Here is a 19219-nt window from a genome sequence, read left to right as displayed (position 1 = left end):
CGTGAGTATTTTTAATATTTATTGTGATGAAAGCTGTCATCTCGAAAATGATGGTTTTGCTGCAATGGTACTTGGTGCAATATGGTGCCCAGATTCACATCATAAGTATTTAGCAAGAAAAGTTAAGCAACTCAAAAAAGAATTTGAGATTTCTGCAAATAATGAAATTAAATGGACGAAAGTTTCTAAAAGCAAACTCCCATTTTATAAAGCACTCGTAGATTTATTTTTTGATGAACCTCTTCTTTATTTTAGAGGCGTTGTGATTCCAGATAAAAGTAAATTAAATCATGCAAACTTTATGCAGAGTCACGATGATTTTTATTATAAGCAATGGTACTTACTGCTGAATCGTTTAATTGCACCAAATCATAATTACAAAATCTATTTAGATATCAAAGATACTAAGGGACAAGAGAAAGTAACAAAGTTGCGTGAGGTTTTATGCAATGCGAATTATGATTTCGATCGCACTATTATCCATTCAATAGATTTGGTGCAATCACATGATGTTTTGTTGCTACAGCTAGCAGACTTGTTTATAGGTGCCTTATCGTATTTGCATAGAGGGCTAAATACGAGTGAAGCGAAGCTTGAACTCATTCATTATTTACAAAATCGTTCACAGTTGAGCTTGCAGATAAGCACATTGCTTAAAGCGGAAAAGTTTAATTTGTTTATATGGAGTCCTCAATATTGAATACTCCTCCTGAACTGATTGCTTTTGCGGGATTTGATAGCTGGAATGACTATGAAAATGAAATCTATGCTGTTTATTTAGAAACAGTCGTCAATGCCAACTTATTGTTTTTAAATACACCCGTAAAAGTCAGATTTCGTCCGACAACAAAAGATAAAGCTTTTGGCTTTTGGCATTTGATTTCTGAAGCTGCAGATCAAAATAATAAAAATGAAGAGGACAGACTTCCAGATCTAAAGCGTTGTGAGAGAATTCGGTGGGTGGCTTGGTGTATAACGAATGCACATCAAGCAGGTTTTCTATATTGGGAAAATCAGCGCGGTAGAGAAACACATGTTGTTATTTGGGCGGAACATCTGGATTTTGTTGTTATTTTAGCTAAGCGTAAAACAGATTTAGATGAAAAATATTATTTATTGAAAACAGCGTATTGCCTAAGAGAGCATACAAAACGGAAACTTAGAAAAGAATATGAAAGTTTTCATACCCCTAAAAAAGGCTAAAGCCCCGATATATTGCTATATAAGGACTTCGTATACTCCTTCTACACTAGGTAGATGAGCTAGGCACATTATAAGTAAACTGATATAGGGTCGCAATAGCAGTTACAAAAGATAATGTCTATATAAATAGTAATTAGAGACCAGAATTTAAAGTTTAAATGAATAGGGGGAATCCATGAACGAAACGCAACTCGAAAATCTCTGCCTCGACTGGTTCACCGAAAATGGCTGGGAAGTCATTCATGGTATTGATATTGCCCCTGAGAGCAGTAACCCTTTACGCAAAGACTATAAACAAGTCTTAATTGAATCAGACTTACATGCTGCATTTGAACGATTAAATCCACATCTTCCCATAAATTGTTTTGAACAAGTCTTACAAAAGCTGAATCAACCTGAAAGTTTAGATATTGTCACCAATAATCGCGCTTTCCATCGTATGTTGTTGGAAGGTGTACCTGTCACGTATAAGAAGCAAGATGATTGGGTACATGACCATGCCTTCTTAGTGGACTTTAATCATGTGCATCAAAACCGTTTTGTTGCGGTCAATCAATTTACGATTCTAGGCACTAAACAACCTCGACGCCCTGACATCATCTGTTTTATCAATGGTATTCCGTTTGCCGTGTTGGAGCTAAAAAGCCCAACCGATGAAAATGCAGATATCTGGGATGCCTTTAACCAGTTGCAAACTTACAAAGAAGAAATCTCCGATCTGTTTGTCTTTAATGAAGCTTTGGTAGTCAGTGATGGTGTAACAGCACGTGTCGGTTCACTGACGGCGAATCAGGAACGCTTTTTACCGTGGCGTACGATCAAGAATGAAGATGATAAACCCGCTTTAGAATGGGAGTTAGAGACAGTTATTCGAGGCTTCTTTGATCGAGAATTGTTCCTAGATTACATTCGATTCTTTGTGTTGTTTGAAACAGATGGCGAAAAGACCATTAAGAAAATTGCAGGCTATCATCAATTCCATGCGGTTAGAGAAGCCGTACAAGCGACCATTGCGGCATCCAATCCAAGTGGAGATAAGAAAGCAGGCGTTGTTTGGCATACCCAAGGCTCGGGTAAAAGTATCTCTATGTGTTGCTATGCAGGTAAACTTTTACAGCAGCCTGCCATGCACAACCCAACCTTGTTGATCGTGACTGACCGTAATGACTTAGATGGACAGCTTTTTGAAACCTTTAGCAATGCTCAAGATTTATTAAAACAAACGCCAGTACAAGCAAATAACCGCGATGAGCTGAGAAGGTTTTTAGCTGAGCGTGAGTCTGGTGGCATCATCTTTACCACAGTACAAAAGTTCGCATTGCTAGATGGTGAGAGTGAGCATCCAATGCTGAATGGACGCCACAATATTGTCGTGATGTCAGATGAAGCACATCGTAGCCAATATGGTTTGAAAGCAAAACTAGGTAATGATGGCACATACAAGTTCGGCTATGCCAAGCACATGCGCGATGCTTTAAAGAATGCTGCTTTTATTGGCTTTACTGGAACCCCTATTTCGAGTGAGGATAAAGATACCCGAGCGGTCTTTGGCGACTATGTTTCCATATATGACATTCAGGATGCCGTCGATGATGGTGCAACCGTCCCAATCTACTACGAGTCACGCTTGGCAAAGCTAGATATTAATCAGGCTGAAATCGAAGAGCTGTCTGATCAAGTGGATGAGGTGGTGGAAGATGAAGAAGATGTTGGTAACCGAGAAAAGACCAAGAGTGAGTGGAGCCGACTAGAAAAGCTGGTAGGAGCTACACCACGCTTGAAACAGATTGCTGCGGATTTAGTCGCACACTTTGACGCTCGTACTGAAGCGACGGCGGGTAAAGGTATGATTGTGACCATGAGCCGCGAAATCTGTGTGCATTTGTACAATGAAATTATTGCTCTACGCCCAGATTGGCATGACCCTGATCCTGAAAAAGGCAAAATCAAAATTGTGATGACAGGTTCAGCTTCAGATAGACCATTGCTACAACCACACATTTATAACAAGCAAGTCAAAAAACGCCTTGAAAAACGATTCAAGGATGTAAACGATCCTTTGCAGTTAGTGATCGTGCGCGATATGTGGCTCACAGGTTTTGATGCGCCTTGTACGCACACCATGTATATCGATAAGCCAATGAAAGGCCATAACCTCATGCAGGCAATTGCACGCGTGAACCGGGTATTTAAAGATAAGCAGGGTGGTCTTGTTGTCGATTATATCGGCATTGCCAATGAATTGAAGCAGGCTTTAAAAACTTATACTGATGCCAAAGGGAAGGGTGAGCCGACTTTACGTGCAGAAGAAGCCTATGCGGTTCTTGCTGAAAAGATGGATGCGATACGGGGAATGTTTGCTAAAACCAATGAACAGGTAGGCATGGATTTAAGTGCTTACGAAACTCAGGCACACCGACTGATTATCCCCGCAGCTAACTATGTGCTGAGCTTGAAGGATGGTAAAAAGCGTTTTCTTGATTTAGTCCTGGCAATCAATAAAGCCTTCTCTTTATGCAGCACCTTGGATGAGGCGAAGAACCTGCACAAAGAAATTGCCTTTTACTCAGCCATTAAAGCAGTCATTAGCAAGCATACCTCTGTAGATCGTAAACTGTCGCAAGCGGAAAAGGACAGTACGCTAAAACAGATTCTGGATAATGCTGTCATTGCAGATGGGGTAACAGATGTTTTTGCAATGTGTGGTTTAGATAAACCAAACATTGGCTTGCTTTCAGATGAGTTCTTAGAAGATGTACGGCAGATGCCATATCGTAATTTGGCAGTTGAACTTCTAGAAAAGTTGTTGAATGACGGCATTAAAGCAAAGACGCGAAACAATGTGGTACAGGAAAAACGCTTCTCTGACCGTTTGCAGGAAACCTTGAGGAAATACAATAACCGAGCGATTGAAACTTCTCAGGTCATTGAAGAACTCATTCAAATGGCAAAAGAATTTCAGGCAGAGATGCAGCGTGAAGCATCACTTGGGTTAAATCCAGATGAAATCGCTTTCTACGATGCCTTGGCGAATAATGAAAGTGCTGTCAGAGAGCTTGGAGACGATACGCTGAAACAGATCGCACGAGAGATTACAGAGAAGCTACGGAAATCAACGACGGTCGATTGGCAGGTTCGGGATAGTGTGCGTGCTCAGCTGAAAATATTAGTACGTCGTACTTTGCAGCGTTGGAAGTATCCACCTGATAAAGCAGCTGAAGCGATTGAGTTAGTGATGAAGCAGGCTGAGCAGTTGTCGAATGCTTGGACGAGTGGATAAGTCAAATTCAATCAATATTAGACTTGTAAATGATCCAAAACTCCATACATATTTTTTAAATGAATTATAAGGATAAAATATTTTTTATCCTTATAATTCATTGTCTTTAGTGAGGAAATAATACTAAAATAGCAATTTGATTAAATGAAATATAACACTTTTTTGTAAAATCGAAATTTTAATGAAAATTAAAATATTAAATTAAGGGGTAGCACCAGAATGAAAGGTACATTATTAGATTTTAGTATTCAAACAAATGAAGGGATTATTACTGGTCAAGATAATAATCGATATAAGTTTACAGGTGCTGAGTGGAAAGAAAATGTTTCCCCAAGCCGCGGACAGCAAGTCGATTTTGAAGTCAGTGAGTCTGGTCAGGCTGTTGGTATTTATCTTGAGTATCCAGCTCAAGCTCTAGCAAAAAAACAAATTTCTGCATCAACAGGCACAGCTGTAGAATTAAAAGATGAAGCAAATTATAACCTTCTCGACTGGTCAATGAAATGTATGCGGAAGTATGTCGATTTTTCTGGGCGTGCAAGACGTAAAGAGTATTGGTATTTCTACCTATTCCAGATTATTGTCGGATTCGGTCTAGGGATAATTGCTGCCATACTTGACTTAAGTGATGATGGGTTGAATGGTATTATGGCTTTGATGTATTTAGTCTTTTTACTACCGAACTTATCTGTTCTTGCACGCCGACTGCATGACGTGAATCGTTCTGGATGGTGGATGCTTATTTCATTGACAATTATTGGACTTATTCCTCTATTTATTTGGTTGGTTTCAGAAACAAAGCAAGAATCAAACCAATGGGGACAACCTGCAAAATAATTGAGCTAAGGGCTTTCTGCTAGTTTGTGGGAAGCCTTATTTTCTGTTCAAATTATGCTGCATCAAGTGAATGCTATACAATAAATTATGATTATCACCTTGGCACGTAATTGAGATAAGCATTGCTTTTTAAGTATTCGTAGACTTTGAGGATGCTGTGTTTTAATCTCAAGCATATTTTATTAACTTTTTTAGCTTTGACTGCCTGTTAAATTATCAGAATAAATAATAATGACTGGATATTTTACACCAAATTTACGCCACTAAAATTCAAAAATACTATAAATAATTGTTTTTAAAGGGTAAAATTTATCATGATGTCCAATCCATCATCGGCGCAACACTGATTCGTGGTTGAAGTTTATTTTCAATGGTGGTCAGATCAGTCATTCAAAATCACGCCTTAACGAAATGGAAGAAAGAAGAAGCAATTCATGCGATCACTCAGCTATTGGTTTTTGGCTTAAACTGGATCGGCTGACGTCGCAAAAAGAGGGCGTAATACTAGCATAAAATCAGAAAAACCACCCGGCGAACTTGAGCTAGCCCGGTAAATCCAGGGAATGAAACAAGAAATAAAATTGGAATTCCCAGTCAGGTTGGAATGGTATATTTTGATAGGAGAAAGATGAAGATAAAAACGCTAGAAATAAGGAGAATAATCATGTTGTTATTGGAGGAAATTTATAAAAGCCATAAAGCACAAAATTCGGCACATTTTAATTTAAGAATTCATCGGGGCTTAGGCTGGTTTAAAAAATCGCTAGATCTGGATCAGGATCTGGATTTTAAGTTTATCAGCCTGTGGATCAGCTTTCAGGCGATTTATGCAGATGAGAGTGATCTAGTTCAAGATCAAAGCAAGCTGCAGCAGTTTCTGGAAACACTCTGCCAAAAGGATCTGGATCAGAAAATTAATCATATTCTTTGGGAAAAATACAGCCAGCCGATCTGCTCACTCTTGGCCAATCCCTATGTGGAACAAAGCTTTTGGGATTATCGTCATCAGAAAATTAGCCTGGAAAGCTGTCAGGTTGACTTGGAAACACAGAAACAGAATATAGAGAATGCTTTAAAAGAACGAAATTCTGTTGAAATTTTAGCTGGAATATTTCAGCGTTTATCTACCTTGCACCATCAGATAATGCAGGGTGGCGCCACGTATCACAGCTCGCTGAATTATAAATCATTAGAGGAAAGCTGCCGGATTCTGGCAGCCTTATTGCCGGTTTTTATCTGTATTTTATTGGAAAATTCACAAACTCTTGATCTGAATAAGCCTTATTATCCGGCGGCGCAAGTCAGCTAGATAGAGGTAAAATACTTATGCGGTTGTCTTAGCCTGATGCCATTGATCCAGCAGGGCGAATAGGGTGGCACACAGAGCTAGCCCGAGTCCTGCCAGACAGGTCATGCTCCAGCCACCGTGATGCCAGGCATAAACCCCTAAGGCTGAACCACATGCACCACCAATAAAATACAAGGTCATATACAGTGAATTGACCCGTGATTTGGCATCCGGGCGCAGGCGGAAAATCACGTTCTGGTTACAGCTGTGCGTAATTGCGAGCCCGAGATTTATCAGTCCATAACCGAGAATATAACTGAGCAAGGATACCGCACCAAAGTATAAAAACAGCCAGCTCCCCATCAGGATAGAACAGCCGATCCAGCTCAGTATTTTGATATGGCCACGATCGGCCCATTTACCAATGAACTGCGTAGAAAGTGCGCCAAATACACCGACCAGCGTGACCAGTCCGACCATGACATCAGAAAGCTGAAAAGGTTCCTGTGTCAACAGCAGAGCGATGGTGGAGAACAACATACTCATGGCAGCAAAAGCACACGCACCTGTAAGTGAACGCAAAACCAGTCGTGGTTCCTGCTTGAGTAATATGCCCATAGATTTAAAAATCGCTGTATAGCTGATTCTCAGACGTGGCAGGCTCGGTAGTTTTCCTCTCAAATAAAAACTTAAGGCCAGCATACTTATGCCACTGACGATATAAATCATTTTCCAGTGAAACAGGTCGGAAAATAATCCGGCAATACTGGTTGAGAGCAGAATGCCCACCAGTAATCCGCTCATCAGGAAGCCCACCACTTCTCCGGTTTTTTCCGGTTTGACCGCCATGGTGGCCAAGGGAATCAGAATCTGTGCAGCCACGGAAAACAGTCCGGCAATGATAGTGCCGACCCAGAGCATCGGCAGATTCACAGCACTGGCACAAATAAATAAACCTGCTGCCGCACCCAGCATGAGAAAGGGGATCAGTTTGGTTTTATTTAGCATGTCCCCTAAAGGCACAATAAACAGCAGGCCCAAGGCATAAGAGATTTGAGCAAAGGTGACGGTGAGCGCTACTTGTGATTCAGGCACCTGATAATACTGCTGAATCGATGAAATCAGCGGCTGGCAATAATAGTTAGCGCCGGCACATAAGCCGCATGCAATCGCCATCAGCCATAATAAGGGCTTATTTTGACTAATATCGAGGGGCGTGTGCATAGGGCTAACCTTGTATTCAGACCGGAAGAACTTAAATGAGGAATGAGAATAATGTTCAAATTGAGGGCACTATAGGCCAGAAGTTCTTGCTTTAAAAGTAGAGAAATATTGCCAGCATTGAAAATTGTTAGAACTCAGGCAGCTTAATGAAAGAAGTGCAATTTCAAATAGAAAGTATGAGTGAATATTTACAGAATTTTTTATCTTTTAATGATGGGGTTGCTTCATTAAAGCGCAGCTTAAAGTAAAAACAATAAAAAAGAGCACTGAGGTCAAAAAAAGTGGAATATTTACTCTATTTTATTGCGCAAATTTGGTGCGAAAATGAGATTTTCCATTTTGAATCAAGTTCAGTACATTAATATAATAAATAGTCATCCAGCTTTTTTTCTACCCTTTATCTGACTGTTTGAGACCTGAGTCTTATAAGATTTTAGCGATTACTTTTTGTCAGATCTATTAATTGTGTCTGATGAAGATCTGCTCAAATCAAATTCTATCATTTCATAAAATACGATTTTAACGTCTAAAAACAGTGCTCTTGCTTGAGTGCTAAATCTGTCAAAAAAGTCAAAACTAAAAAAACGGCGCAGCTAAAGTGCCGCTATCTATAGGGACTAGAGAAATTGAAAGTCTGCTTCTAAATCAGGAAATACAGCAATCATTGTCAGAATCATCAATGTAACAAAATAAATCAGAAATCTGCGCTTATTTACACCAGTAAAATCTGGATATTTCATTCAGCGGAATGAATATCGTTTATAAAAGCATCGAATATGAATAGCCGTTGAATTAAATAAATGTGCTATTGCAGCATCATTTTTATGAATCATCAGTTCAAAATATAGGTATTTATTAAATAAATAGTAGGTGGTAATTTCAAACAGTTTGATTAGAATCCAAAAATTCAACAAGAACACATCCTGAGGGGAAGCATCGTTTAGGCGATGTTTACTTAAGAAAAATTAGCTTGAGGAACGCTCATGCAGATCGGAATTCCAGCCGAAACTGTTGTCGGTGAAAATCGCGTCGCTGCGACGCCAGAGACAGTAAAGAAATTGATCAGCGCAGGACATAGCGTGATTATCGAACGTGGTGCAGGGGTTAAAGCTGCCTATATCGATAGTGCCTATGAACAAGTTGGTGCCAAAATTACGGATGATGCCTATACTGGCAGTCAGTTGATTTTAAAAGTTCGTGCACCGAAAGGTGATGAAATTCAAAAACTCAACCCGAATACCACTATCGTGGCAATGTTTGATCCTTACCGTAATACTGAGCTTGACCAATTCGCGGCACAAAACGTGTCTGCATTTGCATTGGAACTTTTGCCACGAACCTTGTCTCGTGCGCAGAACATGGATGTCTTGTCTTCTCAAGCCAACCTTGCAGGTTACAAGTCGGTGCTTTTGGCTGCGGCTGAATACCAGCGCATGTTCCCGATGCTGATGACTGCTGCGGGTACGGTTAAACCGGCTCGTGTGGTGATCATGGGTGTCGGCGTAGCAGGTCTGCAAGCGATTGCAACAGCAAAACGTTTAGGTGCCATCGTTGAAGCCACGGACTTGCGTCCAACTGCAAAAGATCAGGTTGAATCTCTGGGCGGTAAATGGTTAGACGTACCGATGTCTGCTGAAGAGCAGCAAAAAGCTGCAGATGCTGCCAAAAATGGTTATGGCTGGATGCCGGGTGAAGAATACATCCGCGATCAGGCTGCAATTGTTGATAAAGCGGTATCAAATGCTGACATCGTGATTACCACAGCGCTTTTACCGGGCCGTGATGCACCGCGTTTAATCCGTGCTGGAACAGTTGCGAAAATGAAACCGGGTTCAGTGATTCTGGACATGGCAGTAGAATCTGGCGGCAACGTCGAAGGTTCAAAATGTGGCGAAACAGTCCATACCGACAACGGCGTCAAAATTCTCGGTATTCCAAATATTCCGTCGACTGTATCAACTGAAGCCTCTGCTTTATACGCTCGTAACGTATTTAACTTCGTTGAAACACTATTTGATGCAGATAAGAATTTTGTCCTGAATCAAGAAGAAGAAATTCAAAAAGCCCTACTTGTCACTCATGGCGGCCAAGTGCTGCTGAAACGTGGTTAAGGAGAAGACTCATGGTTGAAACAATTACGATTTTTGTCCTTGCCATTTTCGTAGGTTACTACGTGGTGTGGGGTGTAACACCAGCATTGCATACGCCGTTGATGGCAGTGACCAATGCCTTGTCATCGATCATTATTGTCGGTGCAATGATTCAAACCGTTGGCCTGCCGGTGATCGGCGTTGAAGGTAGTGTGGATTTCCAGACCATTAACGTGGTGAGCGTGCTTGGTGCAATTGCGGTATTCCTGGCCAGTATTAATATTTTCGGTGGCTTTGCCGTGACTGCACGTATGCTGGAAATGTTTAAACCTAAGCAAAAGAAAAAAGAGGGTTAATCCATGGAAATGATTCGAGAATATGCGGATTGGTTCTACCTGATTGGTGCCGTTCTTTTTATCCTGACGCTACGTGGTTTATCAGGTCCTAAAACTGCGATTGCCGGTAACCGTTACGGAATGATCGCGATGGCCATTGCGGTCGTGACTACCTTCTTTGTGGCTGAGAATCCGGTTGTCTGGATGATTATTGGTGCAATGGTGCTGGGTGCAATTGTGGGTATCGCCCGTGCACGCACAGTTCCAATGACCCAGATGCCTGAAACTGTGGCGCTAATGCACTCATTGGTGGGTCTGGCTGCGGTCTTGATTGCTGTCGCTGCTATTATTCACAACAACAAACTGATCGAACTTGGTCCAGACTTATTGGCTGCCAATGGTGTCAATTTCCATGAAATGAGCCGTATTCATTTATTTGAACTGTTTGTGGGTTGTTTCGTAGGTGCGATTACTTTTACAGCATCAGTCTTTGCTTACGGCAAACTGGCTGCAAAGAAATGGGCGAAAACCATTTCAGGTGTGTGGGTGAAACCAGTTCAGGCAATCATCTTTATTGCAATGTTAGGTTTTGGGGTTCACTTCTTCCTGACTGGCAATATGACATCGTTCTGGGCGATGACAGGTCTTGCGCTGGCATTTGGCTGGGTATGGATTGCACCAGTCGGTGGTGGTGATATGCCAGTGGTGGTATCGCTACTCAACTCATTTTCGGGTTGGGCAGCAGCTGGTATTGGTTTTACCTTAGAAAACAACATGTTGATCGTTGCAGGCTCACTGGTGGGTTCTTCAGGTGCTATTCTGTCTTACATCATGTGTAAAGCGATGAACCGCTCAATCATCAACGTTTTGTTTGGCGGTGCGATGGGCGGTGCAGCTGCGCCGACAGCAGGAGCAGGTGAACAGGTCCAACGTAATCACCGTTCTGGCTCGGCAGATGATGCAGGCTTCCTGATGTCAAATGCAGACAGCGTGGTGATTGTACCGGGTTATGGTATGGCGCAAGGCCGTGCACAAAATGCGGTAAAAGAATTGGCTAACTTGCTAAAAGAGCAGGGCGTAACGGTTCGTTTTGCGATTCATCCTGTAGCAGGTCGTATGCCAGGTCATATGAACGTACTACTTGCTGAAGCGGACGTACCGTATGAAGACATCCTGGAAATGGATGAGATCAACTCGGACTTCCCGGCAACAGATGTGGTGCTAGTGATTGGTGCGAACGACGTTGTGAACCCTGCGGCGAAAGATGATCCAACATCGCCAATTTATGGTATGCCAATTCTGGAAGCCCATAAGGCACGTACGATTATGGTGATCAAGCGTTCTATGGCAACCGGTTATGCGGGTCTCGACAATGACTTGTTCTATAATGACAAGACCATGATGATCTTTGGTGATGCCAAGAAAGTGGTGGAAGATATGACTAAAGCCATTAATGGTACGGGTCACTAATCATCTAAATTATTAGAATCCTCCTAAGTCCCCCTTTTAATAAAGGGGGACTTTTTATTTTATATCTTGGGAAAAGGATGATTGAGTGATCATCGAACGTCTATGTTGATGATGAATTGATCCTAAAATACCAATCAAATCGGTGCATAAGACAAGATGGAAATTAAAAAATAGCGAACAGATTGAGTTGTATTAATGCTTATAAAGTTAGATGAACAGGCAATAAAAAAGCGACCTACACAGGTCGCTTTTTTGAATATTCGGTTTTTACGCTACAGAGTCAGTATCTGTAGGATTGCGCCATAAGCTTTCTAGGTCATAGAATTTACGCGCTGTTGGAAGCATACAATGAACCACCACATAACCAAGGTCGATGAGGATCCATTCAGCATCACGTTCGCCTTCAATACCAAGAGGGCGGAAGCCAGCTTTTCGTGCTTCTTCAGCAACGTTATTGGCCAATGATTTGATGTGACGTGTCGATGTACCGCTTGCAATGACCATAGCATCAGCCACATTACTGATACCGCTGACATCAAGCTCAACAATTTCTTTTGCTTTTACATCTTCAAGTGCAGCATGTACGACTTTTAAGCAGTCCTGTACAGCTTGAGAATTTGAATTCATAGTAAGATCGTGAGAATTAGAAGCGCTGGGCGATGGTTCTAAATTCATGGGGAGTGTAATTTCCTAACAATTATGCATGGTCTAATATAGCGGTTTTAGTCCTGAATTTCAAATGAAGCCGCAGTCCACTCAGTCATGCTCCGGAAAGAACTCAGCTTTCCAGTCAAAGGAATCGTTGGAATGTCCGCTAGGTTTATACTCGGCAGCGACATAACCTTGATATTGACTATGTTTTAACCACTGAAATATATCATGATATTGAATTGAACCCGTATTGGGTTGATGCCGTCCCGGACAATCCGCAAATTGGATATGACCAATCGAGGCAATATTTTCTTGCAAAGTTTCTAAGACATCTTCGCCCATCATTGCCATGTGGTAACAGTCGTACTGCATTTTTAAGGCCGGATGATGTACCGCTTCCAGCATTTCCTGGGCTTGGGCAACATTTTGAATCAAAAAACGTGGCATATCGGTGCCATTGATCATTTCGAAGACCGGTTCAATTTGATGCTCAAGCAGCATTGAACAGGCCATTTTTAGGTTACTCGCCAGCGTATTCAGGCAGGGTAGCAGATCACAATCCAGAGGCTGTTTTCCTGCTAGAATATTGACCCGCGGTACATTCAACGCCGTGGCATACTGGATGGCCTGCTCAACAGCATGACGAAACTCGATTTCCTGTCCTGGAATGCCGGCTAGACCATGACCGCCCTGCATTAAATCGCCCGCTGGCACATTAATCAGGCACAAGTTCAGCTGATGCGTGCTGAGCTGGTTTTGAATCTGGCCAATTGTGAGTTCATAAGGAAACTGGATTTCCACATGATTAAAGCCCTGTGCACGAGCCAGCGCGAAGCGTTCAATCAGCGGCACTTCGGTAAAAATCATCGACAGGTTGACGGCAAGTTTAATCATGTCTTTCTCTTCAATATTCAAGGCCGCATCAATCAAGCGTTATGAATGTTTTAGTTGCTGGATTACAGTAGCCAGATCTGCTTCGGCAAAGCCTTGGGCTTGATGAGCATGTAACTGCGTTAAAGCTTGAGTCGCCACCGGAACATCCAGGTCAAAGCTTTGTGCCAGTTGCACGGCATTATTCAGATCCTTGGATAAGGTCTGTACTTTCCATTGCACCGGTTCAAAAGTTTGCGTGGCCATACGCGGTGCCAGAATCTGAAAAGGCTTGGAGTCGGCAAAACCACCCGCTAGCGCTGGTGCCAGTAAGCGTGTATCTACCCCGGCAAGTCCAGCCAAGGCGACCGCTTCTGCGATCAAGGTGCTATTGGCAGCCACAATCAGCTGGTTACAGATTTTGGTCGCCTGACCGGTACCCGTATCACCCATACGGGTCACGCGCTGTGAAAGTACTGCATAGATCGGATTAAGATTTTCAATCGTCGCGGCATCACCACCGGCAAAAATCACCAGACTGCCTTGTTCGGCTCCAACTGTACCGCCTGAAACCGGAGAATCAATCCAGGTCACTTTCTTGGCCTGTGCTTGCGCGGCAAGTGTTTGAGTTTGTTGTACCGAAAGACTGGAAAAATCCACAATCACTTGCTCCGCAACCAAATACGGTTCGATCTGAGCAAAGATCGATTGCACTGCATGATCATCTGCCAGGCAGGTAAGAATCACCGGATAGTCGGCAATCTGGTCTAAAGATAGCGCAGTTGCCCCTAGATCCAGCAAGGGCTCACAGGCTGCTGGTGTGCGATTCCAGACCGCTACCTGAAAACCTGCCTGAAGCAGACGTGTGGCCATACGAGTGCCCATCAGCCCCATCCCTAAGAAGGCAATTTTAGTATCAAGATTCAACTGCATGCTTTGGTTTATTCCTTTCCTGGATTCAGACTTGGTTTATTTGTACTGGCGTGGCACAAACTGAATATCTGGGTTTTTGTCTTTTTTACGAGCCAATTGACTATTTTTACCCAGTAATAATTTCAGCTGCCAGATTTTTTCCATACGCAGGGATTTATTTGGATGATGCTGCATGGCATCTAGTACAAATTTAGAGGCCATCAGCGCATCTGGAGAGCGTTGCAGCATTTCTTCAGCCAAGGCTTGTGCTCTAGCTAAAGGTTGTTGATCGACATGGGTGATCAGACCGATTTCTTTGGCATATTCACCATCAAAAATCCGGGCAGTTAAGGTCAGTTCTTTGGCCAGATCAATCCCAATCAGGCCTTTCAGTGAACGGCTGAGTCCCATGTCTGGCACCAGTCCCCAACGAGTTTCCATAATTGACATTTTGGTGTCAGGATGGGCAATGCGGATATCTGCGGCCAGAGCAAGCTGCATCCCGGCACCAAAACAGAAGCCCTCCATTGCGGCAATCACCGGAACTGGTAATTCTTGCCAGACCAGAAATGCTTTTTGAAATAAGCTTTGACCAGGACGAATCAGTTCCCATGCGGCATAAGCACGATTTTTAGGATTATTTAAATCTGCCAGATCAATACCGGCACTAAAGACCTGGGCCTCGCCAGTTAAAATCACACAACGGATGCTTTTATCTTTTTTGATTTTCTGTGCAGTCGCGACCAGTTCGCGTAGCAGGGCAAAGCTCATGGCATTGCGTTTATCCGGACGATTCAGTGTAACAGTGGCAATGCCGTTATTTTTTTCCAAGCGCACGAGTGACATGGCATTCTTCCTTATTTTTCCTGGCTTGAGCATAGCATGCAGCCTTTGGCCTTGCATGACAGCTCAGTCACACTTGAGTAAGTTAAGAACTGAGCAGCTTCAGAGGTTTAATTTAAATGTTGCTTCAAAATTTGCTGGGCAGCCTGTTCTACCTGTTCGATTACAGCTTTGAGTTCATCAAAATATTTCAACACGTCTTGAACAAAGCTTTCATCGGCCTTGCGGCGTTCTTTGCGCAGGGTTGAAACGAACTGTTCAAAGCCACCGGTGACTTTCTGCAAAGTCGGTGCACCGACATAGCGGGTCGCGCCATATAAACGATGCAGCACATGTTCCAGTTGTGGAAAATCTTCCAGTTCAATCAGTTGCTGCATTTCATCGAGTTCATCTGCAAAGCTGTCCACCAGCATGCGTAACAGGTCTACCGCCAGATCTTCTTTATTGGCTGCCAGTTGCAGGCTTTGCTGCCAGTCCAGAATATTTGGATCCAGTGCATCAATCACATTGGCGCGTTCCAGTACCGGAATCCGTTTAAAATGCTCGGTAGTCCAGTGCGTCAAAATTTGGATAATCTGCTCGATCTGGATCGGCTTGGTGACATAATCATCCATGCCGTTTTGCAGCAGTTTATGTTTTTCATCAGAAAGCGCATGTGCCGTCAGTGCAATAATCGGCAGACGGCTATGATTTTCAAAAGTTGATTCCAGCGAGCGAATAGCACGGGTGGTATCGATCCCCGACATGACTGGCATCTGAATGTCCATAAAGACCAGATCAAATGCCGGCTGTTCCTGTTCATAACGGCGCTGAATAATATCGATCGCTTCCTGCCCGCTGAGGGCTTTGGTTGTGGTGACATTGAGTTCGCCCAGTAAGGCTTCCAGAACAATCAGGTTCGGCAAATGATCATCCACGGCCAGAATATGCAGGCCTTGACCATTAAATTCTTCATGCTGTTCCTGATCGAAGACCGGCTGATTGCCGAGTAATTGAATCAGCGCGCTGCGGCTGAGTGGCTGATGCAGGGCACGGGCACGATGGTCGTTGAGCATGCTTGGATCCAGCTGCATCTGATAACCATAGACAGCCAGATGACCCTGATAACGTGAACGGATTTCGCGTAACAAGACCTCACTGTCACCACTATGATCGACGATCAGCCAGGTATTTTCGCTATTCTGTAAATGATTCAGACGGCTAAACAGATCCAGAATTGATGCACATTCAATATGTTTAACCTGATAATTTTCCAGATAATGCCGCAGCACATTCGCAGTTGCCGGATGTGCAAGATAAGACACCACGGTCAATTCGCTAAAATCTGGATGCTCAATCACGGTATCTTCATCGACCAGGAACTGGGCAGTAAACCAGAAAGTAGAGCCTTTTTCGGTTGGAGCACGTTCCTGATTGTCTTCAAAACCAATCTGGCCATGCATCAGGCTGACCAGCTGTTTGGAAATTGCCAGACCAAGACCGGTACCGCCAAACTGACGGGTCACCGAGGTATCACCCTGCGAGAAGGACTCAAACAGCTTTTTACGGTCGGTACCACTCAGGCCAATGCCGCTATCCTGTACACTAAAATGCAGCACACACTGATCCATTCCATCATGTTCCATGCGTGCCCGGACAATGATTTCTCCATCCGGAGTGAATTTGATCGCATTGGAAATCAGGTTGGTCAGAATCTGTTTAAATCGTAGCGCATCACCAATAATGTGTTTTGGCACACCATCTGCATAATAGAAGGCCATATCAATATGTTTTTGTGCTGCCAGAGGTGACAACATGTCCATCACATCAAAAATCGCTTCTTCCAGATCAAAAGGTGCCGTTTCCAGTTCCAGTTTGCCGGCATCAATTTTGGAAAAATCCAGAACATCATTGATCAGTGCTAGCAAATGCGCCGAAGACTTACGAATGGTCTGCAAATACAGGCTCTGCTCGTTGCTGAGATTGCCCTGACGTAACAACAGATGAATAAAACCATCAATACTGTTCAGCGGGGTGCGCAATTCATGGGAAATATTGGCCAGAAACACCGACTTGGCCTGGTTGGCCGAGATCGCCTGGTCGCGTGCCTGACGATAGGTAATATTCTGGACTTCTAAAGTGTCGAGGGTGCGGCGTAAATCGTCTTCGGTCTGTTCGGTATGTTCACGCAGTTCCAGAAAGCTGAAATGCAAACGTTTCACCACATTGGCGATATCACGTTGCAATAAACGCAGCTCGCCGGTGCTGTTAATCACCATATGCTGGCCGAGGGTATCGGCATTCAGGCGTTGCAATTGCATGCGAATCTCATACATTGGGGCGATCCAGCGCCGTGAGTAGAAATTCAAGCAAAGTAATAACAATAATAAGGTCAGTAATCCGGTCGCAATCAGTACGATCAGTACTCGGTAACGGGCAATTGCTAGCGGCTGGTTATCCAGTTCGATCGCCAGCCAGCCGGTAGAAAAAGTGTTTTCATTCACTTTAATGGCATAGATATGATTATCTTGATGCAGAATCGGACCAACAAAATTGCCGCTTTTCTCAAATTCTGGCCAAGGCGCCTGTTCCTGAAAACCAATGCCCAAACGGTTCTTGCCATTTTCATCCAGAACTGCTGCCCGAACCAGATGCTTTTCATTCAGCATGTTCTGCATGGCGTTGTGAGCCTGGTCATATTGCCATGGATACAGATTCAAGATATCCAGTGCATATTCTGAGGTGCCTTGAAAACGGGTGAGAATCGCAATGGCCATCTGCTTCTGCTGGGCACGTGCGGCATTCGAGGTCTCAGTCAACACCAGCATGGCACCGACACAGGCCAAAATGGTAATCGGCACAAAAATCAGCGCAATCAGCTGTCCATAGGCATGATTTAAGTGTAGGCGTTTAAACAGCTTTTTGTTGATCGTTGACATGATTTAAGCAGTATTTTCTTTATGCCTGGCATATTAGCATGCTTTAAATCGACAGTTAAAATTTAAGCATAATTTTTATAAAGCTTCGGATTAGCAGTTAAAAATACAAGAGATTTCAGTTAATTTTGCTCAGGTACAGCAAGACTAAGACGCACGAAATTTCAATCTGTAAAAGTGCCAGACTGAAATAGTATTTTCATCTTCATTAGCGAGCTGCTTCATCTGGCTAAATCATCGTGAAATGTAGTTTATGGCTTGATAGTGTGTGAGTTTTAGTGAGTTTTCTGAAAAAGCCTTGCTAAATGGGTGCAGGGAAAAGCATTTTTTCATACAATAGCCGCACCTCGATATAGGTGCAAATAATGAGTAATACCATCCCTGATTTTCAAGCAGATGAATTTTTGTTAGACCATTATGTAGGCAAAACGCCGCTGGTGCGTTTACAGCGTCTGGCAAGTCACACTCAAGCTACAGTACTCGCGAAACTCGAAGGCAATAACCCAGCAGGTTCGGTCAAAGACCGTCCGGCCTATAATATGATCATGCAGGCCGAGAAGCGTGGGCAGATCAAACCGGGTGACACCCTGATTGAGGCAACGAGCGGAAATACGGGGATTGCATTGGCGATGGTCGCAGCAATGCGTGGCTATAAAATGAAGCTGATCATGCCGAACAATATGAGTCAGGAACGTAAGGACGCGATGCTTGCGTATGGTGCCGAGCTAATTGAAGTAACCAAAGAGCAGGGCATGGAAGGTGCACGTGATCTTGCTGCTCAAATGCAGAATGATGGTGTGGGTCTGGTGCTGAATCAGTTCGGAAATCCGGACAATGTCGAAGCGCATTACCTGACCACGGGTCCAGAAATCTGGCAGCAAACCGGTGGCAAAATTACCCATTTTGTCAGTTCTATGGGTACCACCGGCACCATCATGGGTGTGTCGAAATACCTGAAAGAAATGAATCCTGATATTCAGATCGTCGGTTTACAGCCATCTGATGGTTCAAGCATTGCCGGAATCCGTCGCTGGCCAGAAGAATATCTGCCAACCATTTTCGACCGCAGCCGAGTCGATCGCATTATTGATATTCCACAAATCGAAGCTGAAAAAACCATGCGTAAGCTGGCACAGAAAGAAGGCATTAGTGCCGGAACCTCTTCTGGTGGGGCAGTGTGGGCCTCGATTAAACTGGCGGAAGAACATCCGGATGCAGTGATTGTGTGTATTATCTGTGACCGTGGTGACCGTTACTTGTCTACAGGGTTATTCTCTGTACAAGATCCTGAATAATTATTT

Annotated in this window: 15 protein-coding genes; 9 read left to right on the top strand and 6 right to left on the bottom strand. The window is 43.4% G+C overall.

Features of this window, described 5'->3' with window-relative positions; genetic code table 11:
* The first annotated feature begins 1 nt into the window (after position 1).
* The 5 genes from I6L24_RS01190 (at position 2) to I6L24_RS01170 (ending at position 6629) form a co-directional block, all read left to right on the top strand.
* Complete coding sequence (locus I6L24_RS01190; RefSeq protein ID WP_141991899.1) at positions 2-700, top strand: DUF3800 domain-containing protein; 699 nt, start codon at positions 2-4, stop codon at positions 698-700.
* A complete protein-coding gene (locus tag I6L24_RS01185) occupies positions 697-1203 on the top strand; it encodes a hypothetical protein (RefSeq protein WP_004281636.1) in 507 nt (168 codons plus the stop codon). Before I6L24_RS01190 ends, I6L24_RS01185 begins: the two co-directional genes overlap by 4 nt.
* A gap of 175 nt (positions 1204-1378) precedes the next feature.
* Positions 1379-4483 (top strand): type I restriction endonuclease subunit R, encoded by a 3105-nt coding sequence (locus tag I6L24_RS01180; RefSeq protein ID WP_216986297.1) that lies wholly within the window; start codon positions 1379-1381, stop codon positions 4481-4483.
* A 219-nt stretch (positions 4484-4702) separates the two neighbouring features.
* Positions 4703-5320: a DUF805 domain-containing protein gene (locus tag I6L24_RS01175; RefSeq protein WP_004281638.1), complete on the top strand. Its 618-nt coding sequence runs from the start codon at positions 4703-4705 to the stop codon at positions 5318-5320.
* Positions 5321-5984: 664 nt separating this feature from the next.
* Positions 5985-6629, top strand: a complete 645-nt coding sequence (locus tag I6L24_RS01170; RefSeq protein WP_005248075.1) for a hypothetical protein — start codon at positions 5985-5987, stop codon at positions 6627-6629.
* Positions 6630-6644: 15 nt separating this feature from the next.
* Here the strand turns inward: I6L24_RS01170 and I6L24_RS01165 are convergent, their stop codons facing one another.
* Positions 6645-7832, bottom strand: a complete 1188-nt coding sequence (locus tag I6L24_RS01165) for an MFS transporter (protein WP_005106075.1) — start codon at positions 7830-7832, stop codon at positions 6645-6647.
* Between the two features lie 983 nt (positions 7833-8815).
* Here I6L24_RS01165 and I6L24_RS01160 point away from each other — a divergent pair.
* The 3 genes from I6L24_RS01160 to I6L24_RS01150 are packed head-to-tail and all read left to right on the top strand — an operon-like array spanning position 8816 to position 11727.
* Complete coding sequence (locus I6L24_RS01160) at positions 8816-9943, top strand: Re/Si-specific NAD(P)(+) transhydrogenase subunit alpha (RefSeq protein WP_004281641.1); 1128 nt, start codon at positions 8816-8818, stop codon at positions 9941-9943.
* Positions 9944-9954: 11 nt separating this feature from the next.
* Positions 9955-10278, top strand: coding sequence for a proton-translocating transhydrogenase family protein (locus I6L24_RS01155; RefSeq protein ID WP_004281642.1), 324 nt, complete (start codon positions 9955-9957; stop codon positions 10276-10278).
* 3 nt (positions 10279-10281) lie between these two features.
* Positions 10282-11727, top strand: a complete 1446-nt coding sequence (locus tag I6L24_RS01150; RefSeq protein WP_216986296.1) for an NAD(P)(+) transhydrogenase (Re/Si-specific) subunit beta — start codon at positions 10282-10284, stop codon at positions 11725-11727.
* Positions 11728-11994: 267 nt separating this feature from the next.
* Here the strand turns inward: I6L24_RS01150 and rsfS are convergent, their stop codons facing one another.
* The 5 genes from rsfS to I6L24_RS01125 form a co-directional block, all read right to left on the bottom strand.
* Positions 11995-12402 carry a ribosome silencing factor gene (gene rsfS, locus I6L24_RS01145; protein WP_004645144.1) on the bottom strand — a complete coding sequence of 136 codons (408 nt, stop codon included), beginning with the start codon at positions 12400-12402 and terminating at the stop codon, positions 11995-11997.
* A gap of 81 nt (positions 12403-12483) precedes the next feature.
* A complete protein-coding gene (locus I6L24_RS01140; RefSeq protein ID WP_085064179.1) occupies positions 12484-13272 on the bottom strand; it encodes a hydroxypyruvate isomerase family protein in 789 nt (262 codons plus the stop codon).
* 39 nt (positions 13273-13311) lie between these two features.
* A complete protein-coding gene (locus I6L24_RS01135) occupies positions 13312-14181 on the bottom strand; it encodes an NAD(P)-dependent oxidoreductase (protein WP_216986295.1) in 870 nt (289 codons plus the stop codon).
* Positions 14182-14217: 36 nt separating this feature from the next.
* Positions 14218-15006, bottom strand: a complete 789-nt coding sequence (locus tag I6L24_RS01130; protein WP_071851623.1) for a crotonase/enoyl-CoA hydratase family protein — start codon at positions 15004-15006, stop codon at positions 14218-14220.
* Positions 15007-15113: 107 nt separating this feature from the next.
* The gene (locus I6L24_RS01125; RefSeq protein WP_216986294.1) at positions 15114-17921 is read right to left on the bottom strand and encodes a GacS-like sensor histidine kinase; all 2808 of its coding nucleotides are present in this window, start codon (positions 17919-17921) and stop codon (positions 15114-15116) included.
* 362 nt (positions 17922-18283) lie between these two features.
* Here I6L24_RS01125 and cysM point away from each other — a divergent pair, with 362 nt between their 5' ends.
* On the top strand, positions 18284-19213 hold the full coding sequence (cysM, locus tag I6L24_RS01120; protein ID WP_005248067.1) for a cysteine synthase CysM: 930 nt from the start codon (positions 18284-18286) through the stop codon (positions 19211-19213).
* The last annotated feature ends 6 nt before the right edge of the window (positions 19214-19219 follow it).

Origin of the sequence: Acinetobacter lwoffii, assembly GCF_019048525.1 — a bacterium.
Taxonomy (GTDB): domain Bacteria; phylum Pseudomonadota; class Gammaproteobacteria; order Pseudomonadales; family Moraxellaceae; genus Acinetobacter; species Acinetobacter lwoffii_K.
This window is presented reverse-complemented; position numbering and strand designations above follow the sequence as displayed.

Excerpts from the sequence above, each read along its gene's own strand:
- I6L24_RS01180 (WP_216986297.1), top strand. The coding sequence starts at position 1,379 with ATGAACGAAACGCAACTCGAAAATCTCTGCCTCGACTGGTTCACCGAA.
- I6L24_RS01175 (WP_004281638.1), top strand. The coding sequence starts at position 4,703 with ATGAAAGGTACATTATTAGATTTTAGTATTCAAACAAATGAAGGGATT.
- I6L24_RS01170 (WP_005248075.1), top strand. The coding sequence starts at position 5,985 with ATGTTGTTATTGGAGGAAATTTATAAAAGCCATAAAGCACAAAATTCG.
- I6L24_RS01165 (WP_005106075.1), bottom strand. The coding sequence starts at position 7,832 with ATGCACACGCCCCTCGATATTAGTCAAAATAAGCCCTTATTATGGCTG.
- I6L24_RS01160 (WP_004281641.1), top strand. The coding sequence starts at position 8,816 with ATGCAGATCGGAATTCCAGCCGAAACTGTTGTCGGTGAAAATCGCGTC.
- I6L24_RS01155 (WP_004281642.1), top strand. The coding sequence starts at position 9,955 with ATGGTTGAAACAATTACGATTTTTGTCCTTGCCATTTTCGTAGGTTAC.
- I6L24_RS01150 (WP_216986296.1), top strand. The coding sequence starts at position 10,282 with ATGGAAATGATTCGAGAATATGCGGATTGGTTCTACCTGATTGGTGCC.
- rsfS (WP_004645144.1), bottom strand. The coding sequence starts at position 12,402 with ATGAATTTAGAACCATCGCCCAGCGCTTCTAATTCTCACGATCTTACT.
- I6L24_RS01140 (WP_085064179.1), bottom strand. The coding sequence starts at position 13,272 with ATGATTAAACTTGCCGTCAACCTGTCGATGATTTTTACCGAAGTGCCG.
- I6L24_RS01135 (WP_216986295.1), bottom strand. The coding sequence starts at position 14,181 with ATGCAGTTGAATCTTGATACTAAAATTGCCTTCTTAGGGATGGGGCTG.
- I6L24_RS01130 (WP_071851623.1), bottom strand. The coding sequence starts at position 15,006 with ATGTCACTCGTGCGCTTGGAAAAAAATAACGGCATTGCCACTGTTACA.
- I6L24_RS01125 (WP_216986294.1), bottom strand. The coding sequence starts at position 17,921 with ATGTCAACGATCAACAAAAAGCTGTTTAAACGCCTACACTTAAATCAT.
- cysM (WP_005248067.1), top strand. The coding sequence starts at position 18,284 with ATGAGTAATACCATCCCTGATTTTCAAGCAGATGAATTTTTGTTAGAC.